We start from the raw sequence: 14851 nt of genomic DNA on the forward strand, positions 1-14851 counted from the left end.
CGGCCAGCCGGGCCGCGCGCGGGTCCAGACCGGGTACGGCGTCGCCGGTCGCCGAGCGCAGCGCCGCGACGTCGCCGGCCCCCGCACCGCCGGCGGCCGGCACCGGAGGGGCCGCCGACGAGCCGAGCAGTTCGGCCGCCGCCCGCATCGCATGCGCCAGGGCGTGTTCGGCGTCGGCCACCCCGATGTGCTCGGGAGCGCGGTCGGCGGCCGGCCGGGTGCTCCAGGCGACGCCGAGGTAGGACGAGCCGCGCCGGTCCAGCCGCGGCACCAGTCCGATCCGCTCGCCGTCCAGCCGGGCCGTCACCGCGGCGCCGGCGTCCAGCGCAGCGGTCCCGTACGCGGGCGGCCCGGCGAGGCCCAGCGGGTCGCCGGGCACCGGGAGCGCGGGGGTGAGGCCGCACAGGCCCCGGGGGCGCAGTCCGGCGAGGGCGGCGCGCAGCGGGACGCCGTCGACGGTCTGCGGTCCGTCGGCGCGCTCCACCGCATCGGCGGCGTCATCGACACCGGTGTGCCCGGACAGCCAGGCGTTGCCCCACGCCGCGAGGGTGAGGGCGGCACGGGCGGGATCGGGGTCTCCACGCATCCGTCCAGGCTACGTCCGGATCCGGGCGCCGCCGCTGGCGGTTCGGGACGGTGCCGTACGCGGGCGCGGAGGGGATGGGCGGGCACCGGGTCGAGTAGGTTCGCTTGCGGGAGCTTCGAGCGGTCGTTGGAGATGTGGGAGGTCGGGTTCGCCGATGAAGGGCCATGTGCTGCGGATGAGCGGCGTCGGAGTGCGCCGCGACGGGGCGGAGCTGCTCAGCGGCGTGGACTGGACGGTCGAGGAGGATGAGCGCTGGGTCGTGCTCGGCCCGAACGGAGCCGGAAAGACCACCCTGCTCGCGCTGGCCGCCGCCCAGCAGCGTGCCACCCGGGGCGCGATCGAGCTTCTCGAAGAGCCGCTCGACGAGGCCGACGCCACCGAGATGCGCTCGCTGGTCGGGTTCTCCAGTTCGGCCGTCGCCAACCGCATCCCCGACCGCTCCGCGGTGCTCGACCTCGTCATCAGCGCCGCCTACGGCCTGCTCGGCCGGTTCGGCGAGGAGTACCGGACGCCCGACTATGCCCGCGCCCGCGCCCTGCTCAACCAGTGGGGCGTGCTGCACCTGGAGGGGCGCCGCTTCGGGACGCTTTCCGAAGGGGAACGCAAGCGCGTGCTCATCGCCCGCGCCCTGATGTCCGATCCCGAGCTGCTGCTGCTCGACGAGCCGGCTGCAGGGCTCGACCTCGGCGGCCGCGAGGACCTGCTGCGCCGGCTGGGGGCGCTCGCCGACAGCATGGAGGCGCCGGCCCTGGTGGTCGTCTCGCACCACGTCGAGGAGATCCCGCCCGGCTTCACCCACGCCCTGCTGCTGCGCGGCGGTGCGGTCGTCGCTGCGGGGCCGCTGGAGCACGTCATGTCGCCGGAGAACCTGGGGACGACGTTCGGCCTGGAGCTCAAGGTCGAGCGGGACGGCGAGCGGTGGACGGCCCGGGCCCTGTAGCCGGCCCGCCGGACCGCTGTGCGGCACGGTGTGCCGCACCGCACCGGCATGCGCCGCGCCGCCGTGCTCCGCTGCGGGATCGGCGGTGCTTCTGCCGCCTACCGGGGCGCCGGTAACGGATGCGGCCATTGTGGAATGGGATCAATCGTCCCCATCGGTTCGGCCGTAACCGGACCGGTGGCGAATTCCGCCGCCCCGTTTACCGTGCGGAATCGCTGGTGAGGGAGTTCTCCTCGGAAACGGCGCGGAACTGGGGGAGTCCCGGCCCTCCCGTGCGGGAAGACCGCTTGCGGGCGAGTCCTATGATCGCGGTGAGTCCGACCGTCGCCCCCGACAGGAGAGCCGGAGTCGCCCCCGATGTTGACCATCGTCCTCATTCTGATCGTCTTCGTGGCGATTCTGCTCGTCATCGCCTGGCGAAGCGTCTGTATCGTTCCGCAGTCCATGGTGTTCGTGGTCGAGCGGTTCGGGCGCCACCACCGCGACATGAAATCGGGATTCAACATCGTGATCCCGTTCGTCGACCACATCCGGGAGCGCATCGACATGCGCATCCAGGTCGTGAGTTTCCCGCCGCAGGCCGCCATCACGCAGGACAACCTGTCGGTGAACGTCGACACGGCGGTCTACATCAAGGTGACCAACCCCTATAACGCCACCTACAAGGTCGCCAACTTCATCCAGGCCGTCGAGCAGCTCGCCTCGGCGACCCTGCGCAACGTCGTCGGCGGTATGGACCTCGAGCAGACGCTCACCTCCCGCGACCAGATCAACCGGGAGCTGCGCTCGGTCCTGGACGAGGCGACCGAGGAGTGGGGCATCGAGGTCTCCCGCGTCGAGCTCAAGGCGATCGAGCCGCCGGAGTCGGTGCAGGAGGCGATGGAGAAGCAGATGCGCGCCGACCGCGACAAGCGCGCAGAGATCCTCACGGCGGAGGGCCAGAAGCAGTCGGCGATCCTGCGGGCCGAGGGTGAGCAGTCGGCCGCGGTGCTGCGTGCCCGCGGTGAGGCCGAGGCGGAGATGGTCAGCGCCAAGGCGCAGGCCGACGCCCAGACCCTGCGCGCCCGCGGTGAGGCCGACGCCATCCAGATGGTGTTCAAGGCGCTGCGCACCGGCGAGGTCAACAAGGACATGCTCGCCTACCACTACCTGCAGAAGCTCCCCGAGATCGCGCAGGGCGACGCCAACAAGGTGTGGATTGTGCCCTCCGAGGTGTCCAAGGCGATGGAGGGGATCGGCGACGCCTTTACCCGCATGCGCGAGGGCGCCGATTCGCCCCTGTCCCCCTGAGCCGCCGGTCCGGCGCGCGGCGGTAGCAGCGGTGCCGGCAGCCTCCGCCACCGCTGACCTGCCGCGCGCTCGGGCCCGGCTCCACCTCGGGGCCGGGACCCGCATGCGGGCGCCCGCTGAGCCGCCGCCCGGCGGCCGCAGCGGGCGCCCGCTGCGCTGTCGGCGGAGCCCGCGTGCGCCGCGGGCTCGGTGTCGGTCGGGTTCGGGGAGATGGCGGTCGGTGCACCGGACGCGTCCGGTGCGGTTGCGTGCGGTCCTCCGCGGCGCGCCGCTGCGGCGGCCGGCCTGCGCGCGTCCGGTGCGGTGCCGAGGAGGCGGGGGTACCGGGCGGGCGCGGGCGGTGCGGAGAACGCCGCGCGGTGCTTAGCTGACGGCCTCGGTGGCAGTGCCGGCGGTGACGGCGCCGGTGTTCTCGTAGCGGCGGCGGGCGTTCTCGAGGAGTTCCCACCAGGAGGTGACGTCGGGTCGGCGGCGCAGCAGTGCGCGCCGCTCGCGTTCGGTCATGCCGCCCCAGACTCCGTATTCGACGCGGTTGTCCAGGGCCTCGGCCAGGCACTCGGTCCGTACCGGGCAGCCGCGGCAGATCAGCTTCGCGCGGTTCTGCGCGGCGCCCTGGACGAACAGCGCGTCCGGATCGGCCTCGCGGCAGTTGGCTTGGAGACTCAGTTCAGCGGTCCACATGTTGCCCCACTCCCAGATCAGCATGTGCGTACACGTGCGCGGGGGACGGGCTGCGCCGCGCGAATCCGCGTACGGCGGCAGGGCCGCGGGTGTGCGGCCGGTGCCGACGGCGGTCCCCGGTCCGGTGCGGACACCGGCCCCTCCCGGGGATGCGCAATTTCGGCGCGCGGTGCCCCTCCACACCGCTGAGTCGAAACTACGGACCTTGCCACATGTGCGACAGTCCCCATTGGGCCCATTTCTGAAATAGCCCGTGTGGGCCATGGCGGGATCGCCGAAGAGTGACTATATGTCCCTGGTCGATGACGGTCTGTGGATCTCATCGCGTGTTTTCTGGCGATTTGCGGTGGTGCGCAGCGGGTGCCGCCCCGGCTCTGGCCCCGTGGGTGCACCCGGCGGACGTTCCGGCCGCCACGGCGGCGTAGATTGTATGCAGTACCCCCCTTGACACTGCACCCCCTGCTGCCCCCTGCGCGCTGCGGCGCGCAGGGTCCGTCCGCACCGAACTGAGAGCCAGAAGGTCGTCCATGGAACTCTGGGAAGCGCTCGCCATCCTCGTCGCGGGGATGGGCGCGGGCGCGATCAACGCGGTCGTCGGTTCGGGGACCCTGTTCACGTTCCCGGTGCTGCTCGCGCTGGGGTTCCCGCCGGTCACCGCCACCATCTCGAACAGCATCGGCCTCGCGCCGGGCTCGCTGAGCGGAGCGATCGCCTACCGCCGCGAGCTCACCGGGCAGCGCAAGCGGGTGCTGCGGTTCGGCGTCATGTCGATACTGGGCGCCATCACCGGCGGGGTGCTGCTCATCAACCTTCCGCCGGGGGTCTTCGAGCGCGTCGTGCCGGTGCTGATCGGCTTCGCGATCGTGCTCATCATCGCCCAGCCGCGGATCACCGCCTGGGCCCGCTCGCGCCGGGCAGCCCGGCCGGACGGGGGCCCGCTGCTGCCGGTGGGCGTGTACAGCGCCGGCGTCTACGGCGGCTACTTCGCCGCGGCGCAGGGCATCGTGCTGATCAGCATGCTCGGTACCTCGCTGGACGAGAGCATGCAGCGGATCAACGCGCTGAAGAACGTGCTCGCCTTCGTGGTGAACGCGACCGCGGCCGTCTTCTACATGGTCTTCGCGGATCCGGCCTGGGCGGTCGTCGGCTTGATCGCGCTGGGCTCGGTGGTCGGCGGCTACGTCGGCGCCAGCGCCGGCCGCAAGCTCGGCCCGGGTGTGCTGCGCGCGATCGTCGTCCTGGTCGGCATCGTGGCCGTCGTCCAGCTGGTGGTGCAGTTCTGACGGCTGACGGGCCCGCACACAGCCCGGCCCCGGTTCCGCAGCGCCTGCGGACCGGGGCCGGGCTGTATGCGGGCCTACGGGGCGCCGGGCTCCGTCAGGCCGCGCCGGCGAAGTAGCCGCGGCGGTCGGCGTCCTCGATGAGGGCGGTGGCGTAGGCGCCGAGCGCTTCGGAGCCCTCCGCGATGATGCGGACCTTCGCCATCACCTGGGCGCGCGAGACCTTGTTCCGGACCCAGGTGCCGCCGTCGGTGTGCCAGTTGGCGAGCATCGGCGCGAGGCGGTCGATGGACTTGGCGAACCGCGCCTCGGGCGTCACCCGCGCCTCGAACTCGTCCCACAGGGCGCGGACCTGCGCGGCCTGGTCCTCGGGCAGCAGCGCGAAGATCCGGTCGGCGGCCGCGGTCTCCCGCTCGGCCTGGGTGGCGGCGCCGGCGTCGTCGTAGACGAACGTGTCTCCGGCGTCGATCTCGACGATGTCGTGCACGACGAGCATCTCGACGACCCGGTCGATGTCGGTGCCGGCCGGCGCGTGCTCGGCGAACACGCGCGCGGTGAGCGCCAGGTGCCAGGAGTGTTCGGCGTCGTTCTCCCGCCGCGAGCCGTCGACCAGCAGGTTCCGCCGGAGAATACGCTTGAGCTTGTCCGTCTCCAGGATGAACCGGAGCTGTGCCGTGAGGCGTTCGTGGTCGACGCCGCCGGGGAACACCGGTGCCGGTTCGGTCACGTTGGTCGCCCTCCTAGACAATCGTGGATGATCACGGGGATGTGCCGTGAAGTCCGACGCCGTTCTCGGATGATCCCATGGAACGGGCTCGGGCCGACGCACCGGTATCCCCCGAGGGAGGCGGCATGGAGCGGAAGGTGAACGGGCGCGAGCGGCTGGTCGTCGTCGGCGGAGACGCGGCCGGCATGAGCGCGGCCTCGCAGGCCCGCCGGAGGCGGGGACCGGACGAGCTGGAGATCGTCGCCCTGGAGCGCGGCGCGCACACGTCGTACTCGGCGTGCGGCATCCCCTACATGGTTGCTGGAACCGTATCCGGTCCCGAAGACCTGATTGCCCGCAGCCCTGAGCAGTTTCGGACCGACCACGCCGTCGATGTGCGTACCGGAACGGCGGCAACCGCCGTCGATCCGGAATCCGGAACGGTCACCGCGCACGGCCCCGGCGGCGCCGTCGAGACGATCGCGTTCGACCAGCTGGTGATCGCCACCGGAGCCGCACCGGCACGGCCCGACCTGCCGGGATTCGGTGCCCGCGGCGTGTTCGGCGTGCAGACCCTTGCGGACGGGATCGCGGTCGAGGAGTACGTGGAGCGGAAGCGTCCGCAGCGGGCGGTCGTCGTCGGCGCCGGCTACATCGGCCTGGAGATGGCGGAGGCGTTCGTCACACGCGGTATGGAGGTCACCGTCGTCGACGGCGGCCCCGAGCCGATGGGCACGCTCGACCCCGACATGGGGGTGCTCGTGCGCCGCGCCATGGAGGACATGGGGATCCGGGTCCGCCCGCGGGAGCGCGCCACGGCGATCGCGGTGCACGGCGGCGCAGTGGAAGCGGTGCACACCGGAGCCGGCGCCTACCCGGCCGACATCGTCTGCCTCGGCCTGGGCGTCCGCCCCGACACGGTGCTGGCGGAGACCGCCGGCCTGCGCATCGGCCCGAGCGGGGGCATCGCCGTGGATCCGCGGATGCGCACCTCGCGCAGCGGGATCTGGGCGGCGGGCGACTGCGTGGAGGTGTTCCACCGGGTGAGCCGCTCCCCCGCGGCGATCGCCCTGGGCACGCACGCGAACAAGCAGGGCCGGGTGGCCGGCATCAACATCGGCGGCGGCTACGCGCGCTTCGAAGGGGTGGTGGGCACCGCCGTCACCAAGATCTGCGCCGTCGAGGTGGCCCGCACCGGGCTGAACGAGGCGGAGGCGGAAGCGGCGGGGTTCCGGTTCACCGCCGTGGCGCTGCGCTCGGACTCCCGTGCCGGCTACTACCCCGGCGCCGAGCCGATGACCGTGAAGCTGATCGCGGAACAGGGCAGCGGCCGGCTGCTGGGCGGCCAGATCGTCGGACGCGACGCCGCGGCGAAGCGGATCGACGTCGTCGCGACGGCGCTGTGGAACGGCATGGACGTGCTCGACATGAGCGGTATGGACCTCGGCTACGCGCCGCCGTTCGCGCCGGTGTGGGACCCGGTCCTGATCGCCGCGCGCAAGCTGGCCGAGCGCCTCGAGGGCTGAGGCCGGCCCGGCGATCGGCGGAGGGCCGTGGCGCCCCTGCGCGGCTGTGCCGCCGTACCCGCAGCGGCGCAGCGGCAGGGCTGTGCCGCTGCGGGTACGGCGCCAGAGGGCCGGGCGGTGTCCGCCGCCTGGAGGCGCAGCGGGGGCCGGCGCAGGCGCTATCCGCTGGCGACGTGCCGGCTCAGGTAGGCGCGGAGCATCACCTTGGTCTCCTCGATCAGCGCGGGGTCGCCGTCCGGAGCGCGGCGGAACGCGAGCTTGAGGACCGCGTCGGCGGATTCCACCGCCACCGTGACGGCGCGCTCCAGCGCGGGCCCGTCCTTCGCGCCGGCCATGGTGGTCAGCAGCTCGCGCAGCCGGGCCGCGATCACGCCGTTGTTGTCGGTTGCGGTGTCCAGCAGGTGCACGTCGACGATGTCGCCGAAATGCATGCTCCGGAATCCTGGAACGGTGCGGTGCATGTCGAGGTACTCGTCGATGACGACATCGACGGCCTCGCTCCAGTGCCGGAACCCGCCGAGCGCCAGCCGGTCGCTGACGCGTTCGCTGAACAGGTCCAGGTAGCGGAGGCCGAGCGCCTGGGTGATCGCCCGCTTGTCCGGGAAGAACTGGTAGACCGAGCCGATGGCGACCCCGGCCCGTTCGGCGATCCGGGTCGTGGACAGCTCGGCATAGCCGGCCTCGTCCAGCAGCTCGGCGCAGGCGTCCAGCATTTTGGCCACCCGGATCCGGCTGCGCTGCTGTGCGGGTCGGCGGCGGAGCGGCGCCATCGCGAGCGCCGGCTCCATCGCCGTCGGGGAACTGCGAGAGGGAGTCATCACGAGGATTCAGATGCCTTTCCGGAGTCACGTGGTTCCCGTAATATCCGGTGTTCGTGTCGAATGGCCGGTCCCGGTTCCGGTTTGGCCGAATCCGGCCTGACCGGATTCTCCGGTACCGGAGCCGCCGGCCGCGCCCCGCGGTATCCGGTGCGCGGCTCGTGCACGAGAACGGTGCACTGCCCCCGGACGTTCCCGAGGACCGGGCGCCCCTCCCGCCGGCCCCGCTTCCGCTGCTCATGCGCTGGGCCACCGGTCGCATTCTCCGCCGCTCTCCCACCGCGGCCCCGCGCAGTGCGCAGGGGCCCAAGGAGAACGGCTCCGGTGCCGACCGGGATTATGTCTGCAGTATGGACGGCGCGCCGGCGGCGCCCGCTTCGCCCGGCTGCGCCGCCCGCTGCAGAAGTCTCCGCCGCTGGTGCGAGCGGGGCAGAACGGACTAACGAGTCCGTTCGGCACTCTTCTTCGCTCTTCGGATCTTCTTATTGTTCTGCTCATGGCGCTCGAATGCATCGTTCATTGAGAATGGGTCCATCGATGGCGATTGCGACCCCGATGGTGCCTCTCGCCGGTTCTGTGGATTGCGGATGAAAATCGCCGAAACCGGATTAATGGGGTGGGTGCGGGGCGCGGAGTCGGGAATCTGCGGCGTTTGGGCGTGGGTTTCGCGGCGCTTTTCGGGCATCGTGGTGATGGTTCCCACCTGCAGTGCGTCACCAAGGGTGGCTGTGTCGATACGACGTGCACACTGAGTAAGCGGGTGAATTCGCTGAAAATCCGCCGAGCTGCCGTTCGGCTGCTAGCGTTCACACTGAATTCGAGCGGAGATCCCACCGTCGCTCCCAGCGCCGGAATTCGCCCCGTGCGCGGGCCCCGGATCTCCTCGCCCCGCGATCGGCCCTGCTGCGTCCCGCCGTGCCCGCTTCGGTGCGCGTCAGCAGGGGACGGGCGGCCCGCCCGCGGTACCGGCCACCACCGGTGCCGGTGCAGCGGACCCCGCCCCAGGAACCGACCGACAGACCGACCGGCTCGACCGTCCGCGGCCGCAGACGATCCGGCAGACCGCCGGGTCCGGGTCGCGGCACCGGGCCGCCGCCGGCAGACCGCCGCACAACCCACGGCACAGCGCGCACCCGCCCTGTGCCGCACCGCGGCGGCACCGAACTCCTGAAAGGCCACTCCCTCCATGCACAAGCGGATTACCTCTTCGGCCGCCCTGGCCATTCTCACCGCGGGCTTCGTCGGCGCCTCCGTCGCCGGCGCCTGGGCCGACCCGCAGACCGACGGGTCCGGCGGCGTGGCCTCCGGCAACCAGGTGAACGTGCCCGTCGACGTCGAGGCCGACCTGTGCGGCAACTCGCTCGCTGTCCTCGGCATCTCCCAGGCGCAGTGCACCAAGGTGTCCGAAGTCCTCTACTCGGCCAGCGACCAGGGCGGCGGTGCGCCGCAGACCGACGGGTCCGGCGGGGTGGCCTCCGGCAACCAGATCAACATCCCGGTGGACGTCGCCCTTGACATCTGCGGCAACTCCGCAGCCGTCGGCGGCGTCTCCACGGCCGACTGCGAGGAAGTGGTCACCACCCTCGCGGAGGAGTCCGACGGCGGCGGTGCGCCGCAGACCGACGGGTCCGGCGGGGTGGCCTCCGGCAACCAGATCAACATCCCGATCGACGCGGCGATCGACATCTGCGGCAACTCGGTCGCGGTGCTCGGCGCCTCGTCCGCGCAGTGCAACACCGTCATCAACGTCATCAAGGCCGACGACGGCAACGAGGGGTCCGGCGGGAAGGACTCCTCCGAGGAGGGCTCCTCCGCGCAGACGGACGGGTCCGGCGGGGTGGCCTCCGGCAACCAGGTGAACGTGCCCGTGGACGCCGCCACCAGCATCTGCGGCAACGCCGTGTCCGTGCTCGGTGTCTCCGAAGCGTCCTGCATGACCAAGATCAGCGAGGACGGCGACTCCGGCGGGCAGGAGCCGGGCGACGGCGGGAAGGACGAGCCCGCCCCCGAGGAGCCCGGCGACGGCGAGAAGGGCGAGGAGCCGGTGGAGGACCCGTCTCCGTCGGCGCCGGCCAAGGAGAGCGGCGAGTCGGCCGACCCGCAGAAGAACGTCTCCGCCGTGGGCGCCCTGCCCACCACCGGAGCCGCGCTCGGCGGTCTGATCGCCGCCGGCGTCGCCGCGATCGGCGGCGGTGCGGGCGCGATGGTCCTCGCGCGCAAGCGCCGCTCCGCGGCGGCGGGCGCGGCCGGAGACTCCGCCGGCCAGGACTGAGGCGCGCAGTACGCGCGGTGCGGCCCGCCCGGGGAATCAGTCTCCGGGCGGGCCGCCGCCGTGTGCGCGGCCAGTTCCGCCCGCCACCGGACCGGGTCTGAACTGCGGGCTTCCCGCGGGAAGCCCGCATCCCGCAGAGGGCGCCCCGCTGCAGGGCACCGCGCAGAGTCGCCTAGCCTCGAAGCGTGCTCCGCATTCTGACCTCTCCGCGCATGCTGGCGTTCCACGCGCTGGTCGCCGTGGTCGTGCCGTCGTTCATCTGGCTCGGCTTCTGGCAGCTCCACCGCTGGGAGGAGAAGTCGGCTGCGGTCGAGCTGCAGGAGCGCAACATCGCCGCCGAACCGGTCCCCGTGGAGGAGCTGTCCGGCCCCGGCGACCCGATCGGTTCCGACGAGCGGTGGCGCCGCGCCACCGCCACCGGCACCTTCGACGCCGAGCACGAGCTGCTGGTGCGCAACCGCGACGGCTCGGCCGGCGTCGGCCTGCACGTGCTGACACCGCTGGTCACCGAGGACGGTGCTGCGCTGCTCGTCAACCGCGGCTGGGTGGAGCAGCCGCCGACCTCGGCGGAGCAGCCCGACGTGCCCCCGCCGCCGGCCGGCGAGGTCACCGTCACCGCCCGAATGCAGGTCCCGGAGACCCCGGAGAGCACCGGAATCCGCGACCGCGGCGGCCTGCCCGAGGGGCAGGTCATGCTGGTCGACGTCGACACCATCGCCGACGGCCTCCCCTACCCGGTGTTCGGCTCCTACGGCGAGCTCACCGAGCAGAGCCCGCCCTCCGATCCGGCTCCGGAACCGGTCCCCGAACCAGAGACCAACCTGGGCATGAACGCCTCCTACGCGTTCCAGTGGTGGGTCTTCTCCGGGGTCGCCGTCGTCGGCTGGTTTTTCCTGATGCGCCGCGAACTCCGCGACGCCGCCGAAGCCGCCGGCAGTGCAGACGGCACCGCCGCGAACGCGCCGGCCGCCGAGCCCGCCCCCTCGGGGCCGCCGCCCGGCGGCTGACGCCGCCCGGGTCCGGCACCGCGCCGACGCCGCCGCAGGCAGAGCCCTGCCGCTCTGTCCCACCGCTGCGGGAACGGTGTGCAGACACACCGCTCCTGCCCGCCGCGGGATCGGCCCTAGCCGGCGCGCGCCAGGGTGATGCGGGACAGCGGCCCCATCTCTTCGGCCGCCAGGTCGAAGGAGTAGAACTCCAGCTCCGCAGTGGTGCCGGTGAAGTCGATGACGATGTCCCGCGCGCTCCACACCGTGTGCACGCAGTCCGCGATCGCCTCGCTGGGCGTTGCGGTGAAGCGGCGGCCGGTCTGCTCCGTGAGCGTCACCCGGCCCGCGCATTCGGGGTGGGAGAGCGCGGCCGAGCGCTCGCCCTCCGCCACCGTCAGGGTGACGATTGCGCCGCCTTCGCCGACGCCCTCCCAGGTGCCGCCCTCGTCTGCGGTGAACTCGGGGATCCCGCCCTCCGCGGCGGGTGTGCCGTCCCCGCCGGGTCCGCCTTCCTCGCCTGGTCCGCCCTCGGCGCTCGGGGCCCGCGGTTCGCTGCCGCGGTCCGGGAGGAGAGAGCCGGCCGCGAAGAGCACCCCGGCGAGCAGGGCTGCGGCGGCGGCTCCCGCGGCAGCGATCGGCAGCCAGCGGCGCGGAGCGCCCGCGGCGCCCCCGGGCTGAGGAGGCGCGGCGCCGGGACCCCGGAGGGGGGCCGTCGCGGTACCGCCCAGCCGGACCGTCGCCTCGTCGCGGCCGAGTAGCGCCATGACCAGGCCGACCGACGACGGCCGGGCGGCCGGGTCCTTGGCCAGGGCCGCCGCCGCGGCCGACCGCAGCGGTTCAGGCAGCGCATCGAGTCCGGGCTCGGCGTTGATGACGCTGTGCAGGACGCTGGGGACCGCCGGCCCGTCGAACGGGGAGGCGCCCGTCGCCGCGAAGGCCACGACGGCACCCCAGGCGAAGACGTCGGAGGCGGCGGTCGCGTCGCCCGCCGCGATCTGCTCCGGGGCCATATAGGCCGGAGTGCCGATCACGGACTGCGTGCGGGTGTCCGCACCGTGGGCGGCCTGCGCGATGCCGAAGTCGATGACCCGGGCGCCGCCCTCGCCGAGGAGTACGTTGCCGGGTTTGAAGTCGCGGTGCACCACGCCGGCCTCGTGGATGGCGGCCAGTGCGGTGGCGGTGTTGACGGCGAGCCGCTGCAGGTCGCCGCCCTCCAGCGGGCCGGTGCGGCGCACCCGCTCGCGCAGGGACTCGCCTTCGACGTACTCGCTGGCGATGAAGGGCGGCCGGGCGGAGAAGTCGGCGGTGAGGACGGCGGCGGTGCAGAACGAGGCCACGCTGCGCGCCGCATCGGCTTCGTGCTGGAAGCGGCGGCGCATGTCCGCGTCGTCCATGGCGTCGGGGTTCAGCACCTTGACCGCCGCCCGGTTGCCGTCGGCGTCCGCCCCCAGGTAGACGGTGCCCTGCCCGCCCGCTCCCAGCCGCCGCAGCACCCGGTAGCCGCCGATCTCTGCGGGCGCTTCCGGTCGGTCGGGCTCGTCGGACGGCGGCATGCGCTCTCCCATCGGTGGTCCGGCCCCGGGCGCGCGGCACTCCGGAGCTTCGCGCCGCTGGCCTCGGGCTGGGGGTGGAGGCCGCGGCACTCGCGGGGACCCTACCGAAGGACCTGACGCGCCGGCGGTACGGGACGGTTCCCCCGCAGCGCACCGTGTGTGCCGGAACGCCGCCTGCTCTGGGCGGCCGGCTCTGCTCAGCGGTGGTCCGGCGCTTTCCGCAGCGCCCGGCGTCCGGCCGCGGTGGCGGAGAGCGGCCAGTCCGGATCCGGTCCGGCGCCCTCGGCCGGACGCCCCCGCTCCTTACGATCAGCCGATGGACGAACAGCACGGGCACGGCGCGGACGGCGGCTGCGGCCGTTCCGGAGACGGCTCCGCCCCCGGCTCCGGCAGCACCGGGTACAGCTCCGCGGTGCCGGTCGTGGAGTCCGGCGCCGGCATGCGCACGGTGCTGCTCGGGGCAGCGGTGGTGCTCGTCGCCCTGGTGTTGTTCGCCGTTGTCGGGGCGGTCGCGGCGATCCGCCTGTCCTCGCTGCCCGAGACGCCTCCGGCAACCGGGTCCTCGGCCGCCGCATCACCGCAGGAGCCGGCCGGTTCGCGCGCCGGCCCGGAAGCCGTCTACCGGACCTGGGCCGACATGGACATCGGTGCCGTCGCCGACCACCTGGTGTTCTCCCCGGACGGGCGCCGCCTCTTCGGGAAGGGCAATTGGGCGACCCCGGTCGTCGGTGTCGACCTGCGCACCGGGGAGGAGTTGTTCCGGGTGGACGGGGAGTTCACCGGCGGCCTGGCGCTGAGTCCGGACGGCAGCCGCCTCGCCGTCGGCGACTTCGACGCCGGCGCGGTCCGCATCCTCGACCCCGCGACAGGCGAGGAGACCGCCCGCCTGGAGGACGCCGTGGAGCAGGGCACCGGGGTCCCCCGGGCCGGAATGGCGTTCGCGGACGCCGGCACCCTGGCCGTGGGGCAGTCCGAGACCGGGCTGCGGCTGTGGGACGCGGACTCGGGCGAGCCGGGCGAACGCCTCGCTGAGCCGCTGTACGGCGGCGACGCCGTCCAGGTGGCGCGGGACGGGCGCATCCTCCTCGGCGGCGCGGTGATCGACCCCGAAGCACCCGGTACAGACGAGCCGCTCACCCTCGCCCGCACCGATGAGGTGGCCGCCGGTATCGCGCTGGCGCCGCGAGCGGACCGCGCCGCGGGCCAGGGCGGCGGAAAGGTCTGGTTCTGGGACACCTCCAGCGGGAAGGTGCTGGGCGACCCCGTTGCCATCGGCGGAACCGACGACAGCCGCAGGATCGCCTACCACCCCGGCGGGGGCGAACTGCTGGTGTGGGGGCGGGGGACGCTCCTGGCCGTCGACACCGGCAGCGGCAGCACGCTCGGCCCGGTGCAGTTCCGCCCCGCGGACGCCGAGCGCCAGAAGCAGGGCGTCGAGGGCGGGCTCGCCTTCTCCGCTGACGGCTCCCGCATGGCCGCCGGCACCCTCGACGGCGCCGAGGTCTGGGACTGGCAGGACACCTGACCCCCTGCCCCCTCCCCAGGTGCCTCCGCCGCCGCTGCCGCGCAGGCGCCTCCGGCGGCTGCGCGGCAGCGGGCCGCTACTCCTCGATCGGGACGCCCTCGATGGTGCCGAACTCGTCGGCGTTGAAGGTCAGCTCCGTCGTGTCGGCGGGCGGCGCAGGGAAGTAGACGTAGCCGTACTGGGTGGAACCGGGTTCGGTGGCCGAGGGCCAGATGCGGGATCCGGCCCGCTCGATGTGGTTGAGGTCCTCGCCGTCGGCGCTGTCGTAGACCTGCGGATAGATGGTTCCGGTCGCGGGATCGACCGCGCTGAAGGTGAAGCTTTCGTAGGTCCCGAAGGGGTTGACGGTGGTGGGCACCGGGTCGCCTTCGTGCGTTGCCGCGAACCGGCCCACGATGAACGCGCCGTCCCGGTAGAACGGGTAGACCTCCAGGTCCCAGGTGTGCTGCAGGTCGCCACCGTAGAAGTAGTCCTGCTCCATGGCGGCGGTGCCGGCGGGCTCGGCGCCCTCGGCGGTGCGGAACTCCGCCGGCGGGCCGGCGTCGGCGGGATCGACGGAGAGGGTCTCCGTTTCCAGCTCCGCGTCCTCCTCGGTCTCGGTCTGCACCTCCTCCTTGAAGGCGTAGGAGATGTCCACCCGCCGGTTCTGCGACCGGGCCCAGGAGTCGTCGTCGCCGCCCTCCGG

The 14851-nt window shown here is 73.1% G+C and carries 13 protein-coding genes and 1 pseudogene; 7 read left to right on the plus strand and 7 right to left on the minus strand.

The genetic code is table 11. The features are described from left to right. The coding region (locus ACYVGT_RS27145; RefSeq protein WP_460863468.1) for a hypothetical protein at positions 1 to 586 on the minus strand (586 nt) is incomplete at its 3' end. Positions 587 to 740: 154 nt separating this feature from the next. Here ACYVGT_RS27145 and ACYVGT_RS27150 point away from each other — a divergent pair. Both ACYVGT_RS27150 and ACYVGT_RS27155 read left to right on the plus strand, forming a co-directional pair. Then, on the plus strand, positions 741 to 1526 hold the full coding sequence (locus ACYVGT_RS27150; RefSeq protein ID WP_460863470.1) for an ABC transporter ATP-binding protein: 786 nt from the start codon (positions 741 to 743) through the stop codon (positions 1524 to 1526). Between the two features lie 357 nt (positions 1527 to 1883). Continuing rightward, the gene (locus ACYVGT_RS27155; protein WP_460863472.1) at positions 1884 to 2816 is read left to right on the plus strand and encodes an SPFH domain-containing protein; all 933 of its coding nucleotides are present in this window, start codon (positions 1884 to 1886) and stop codon (positions 2814 to 2816) included. Between the two features lie 363 nt (positions 2817 to 3179). Here the strand turns inward: ACYVGT_RS27155 and ACYVGT_RS27160 are convergent, their stop codons facing one another. Beyond that, the gene (locus ACYVGT_RS27160; protein WP_460863487.1) at positions 3180 to 3497 is read right to left on the minus strand and encodes a WhiB family transcriptional regulator; all 318 of its coding nucleotides are present in this window, start codon (positions 3495 to 3497) and stop codon (positions 3180 to 3182) included. Between the two features lie 527 nt (positions 3498 to 4024). On the opposite strand from ACYVGT_RS27160, the gene ACYVGT_RS27165 reads away from it, so the two are divergent. Continuing rightward, complete coding sequence (locus ACYVGT_RS27165; RefSeq protein ID WP_460863474.1) at positions 4025 to 4780, plus strand: sulfite exporter TauE/SafE family protein; 756 nt, start codon at positions 4025 to 4027, stop codon at positions 4778 to 4780. Between the two features lie 94 nt (positions 4781 to 4874). On the opposite strand, the gene ACYVGT_RS27170 is transcribed toward ACYVGT_RS27165, so the two are convergent. Further along, positions 4875 to 5504 carry an HD domain-containing protein gene (locus ACYVGT_RS27170; RefSeq protein ID WP_460863475.1) on the minus strand — a complete coding sequence of 210 codons (630 nt, stop codon included), beginning with the start codon at positions 5502 to 5504 and terminating at the stop codon, positions 4875 to 4877. Positions 5505 to 5629: 125 nt separating this feature from the next. On the opposite strand from ACYVGT_RS27170, the gene ACYVGT_RS27175 reads away from it, so the two are divergent. Then, positions 5630 to 7009, plus strand: a complete 1380-nt coding sequence (locus tag ACYVGT_RS27175) for an FAD-dependent oxidoreductase (RefSeq protein WP_460863477.1) — start codon at positions 5630 to 5632, stop codon at positions 7007 to 7009. A gap of 158 nt (positions 7010 to 7167) precedes the next feature. Here ACYVGT_RS27175 and ACYVGT_RS27180 read toward each other — a convergent pair whose 3' ends face one another. Then, entirely contained in the window at positions 7168 to 7779 is a 612-nt protein-coding gene (locus tag ACYVGT_RS27180) for a TetR family transcriptional regulator (protein WP_460863488.1), read from the minus strand. Between the two features lie 487 nt (positions 7780 to 8266). Then, complete coding sequence (locus ACYVGT_RS27185; protein ID WP_460863479.1) at positions 8267 to 8530, minus strand: hypothetical protein; 264 nt, start codon at positions 8528 to 8530, stop codon at positions 8267 to 8269. Positions 8531 to 9013: 483 nt separating this feature from the next. Between ACYVGT_RS27185 and ACYVGT_RS27190 the strand changes: the two genes are divergently transcribed. Further along, positions 9014 to 10099 carry a chaplin family protein gene (locus ACYVGT_RS27190; RefSeq protein ID WP_460863480.1) on the plus strand — a complete coding sequence of 362 codons (1086 nt, stop codon included), beginning with the start codon at positions 9014 to 9016 and terminating at the stop codon, positions 10097 to 10099. Between the two features lie 185 nt (positions 10100 to 10284). Continuing rightward, the gene (locus ACYVGT_RS27195) at positions 10285 to 11106 is read left to right on the plus strand and encodes an SURF1 family cytochrome oxidase biogenesis protein (RefSeq protein ID WP_460863482.1); all 822 of its coding nucleotides are present in this window, start codon (positions 10285 to 10287) and stop codon (positions 11104 to 11106) included. A 116-nt stretch (positions 11107 to 11222) separates the two neighbouring features. On the opposite strand, the gene ACYVGT_RS27200 is transcribed toward ACYVGT_RS27195, so the two are convergent. Continuing rightward, on the minus strand, positions 11223 to 12641 hold the full coding sequence (locus ACYVGT_RS27200; protein ID WP_460863484.1) for a serine/threonine-protein kinase: 1419 nt from the start codon (positions 12639 to 12641) through the stop codon (positions 11223 to 11225). Between the two features lie 316 nt (positions 12642 to 12957). On the opposite strand from ACYVGT_RS27200, the gene ACYVGT_RS27205 reads away from it, so the two are divergent. Then, positions 12958 to 14166, plus strand: coding sequence for a WD40 repeat domain-containing protein (locus ACYVGT_RS27205; RefSeq protein ID WP_460863486.1), 1209 nt, complete (start codon positions 12958 to 12960; stop codon positions 14164 to 14166). Between the two features lie 76 nt (positions 14167 to 14242). On the opposite strand, the pseudogene ACYVGT_RS27210 reads toward ACYVGT_RS27205, so the two are convergent. Then, positions 14243 to 14851, minus strand: a pseudogene (locus ACYVGT_RS27210) (OmpA family protein); the annotation flags it as partial.

The organism is Nocardiopsis coralliicola (genome assembly GCF_054779695.1).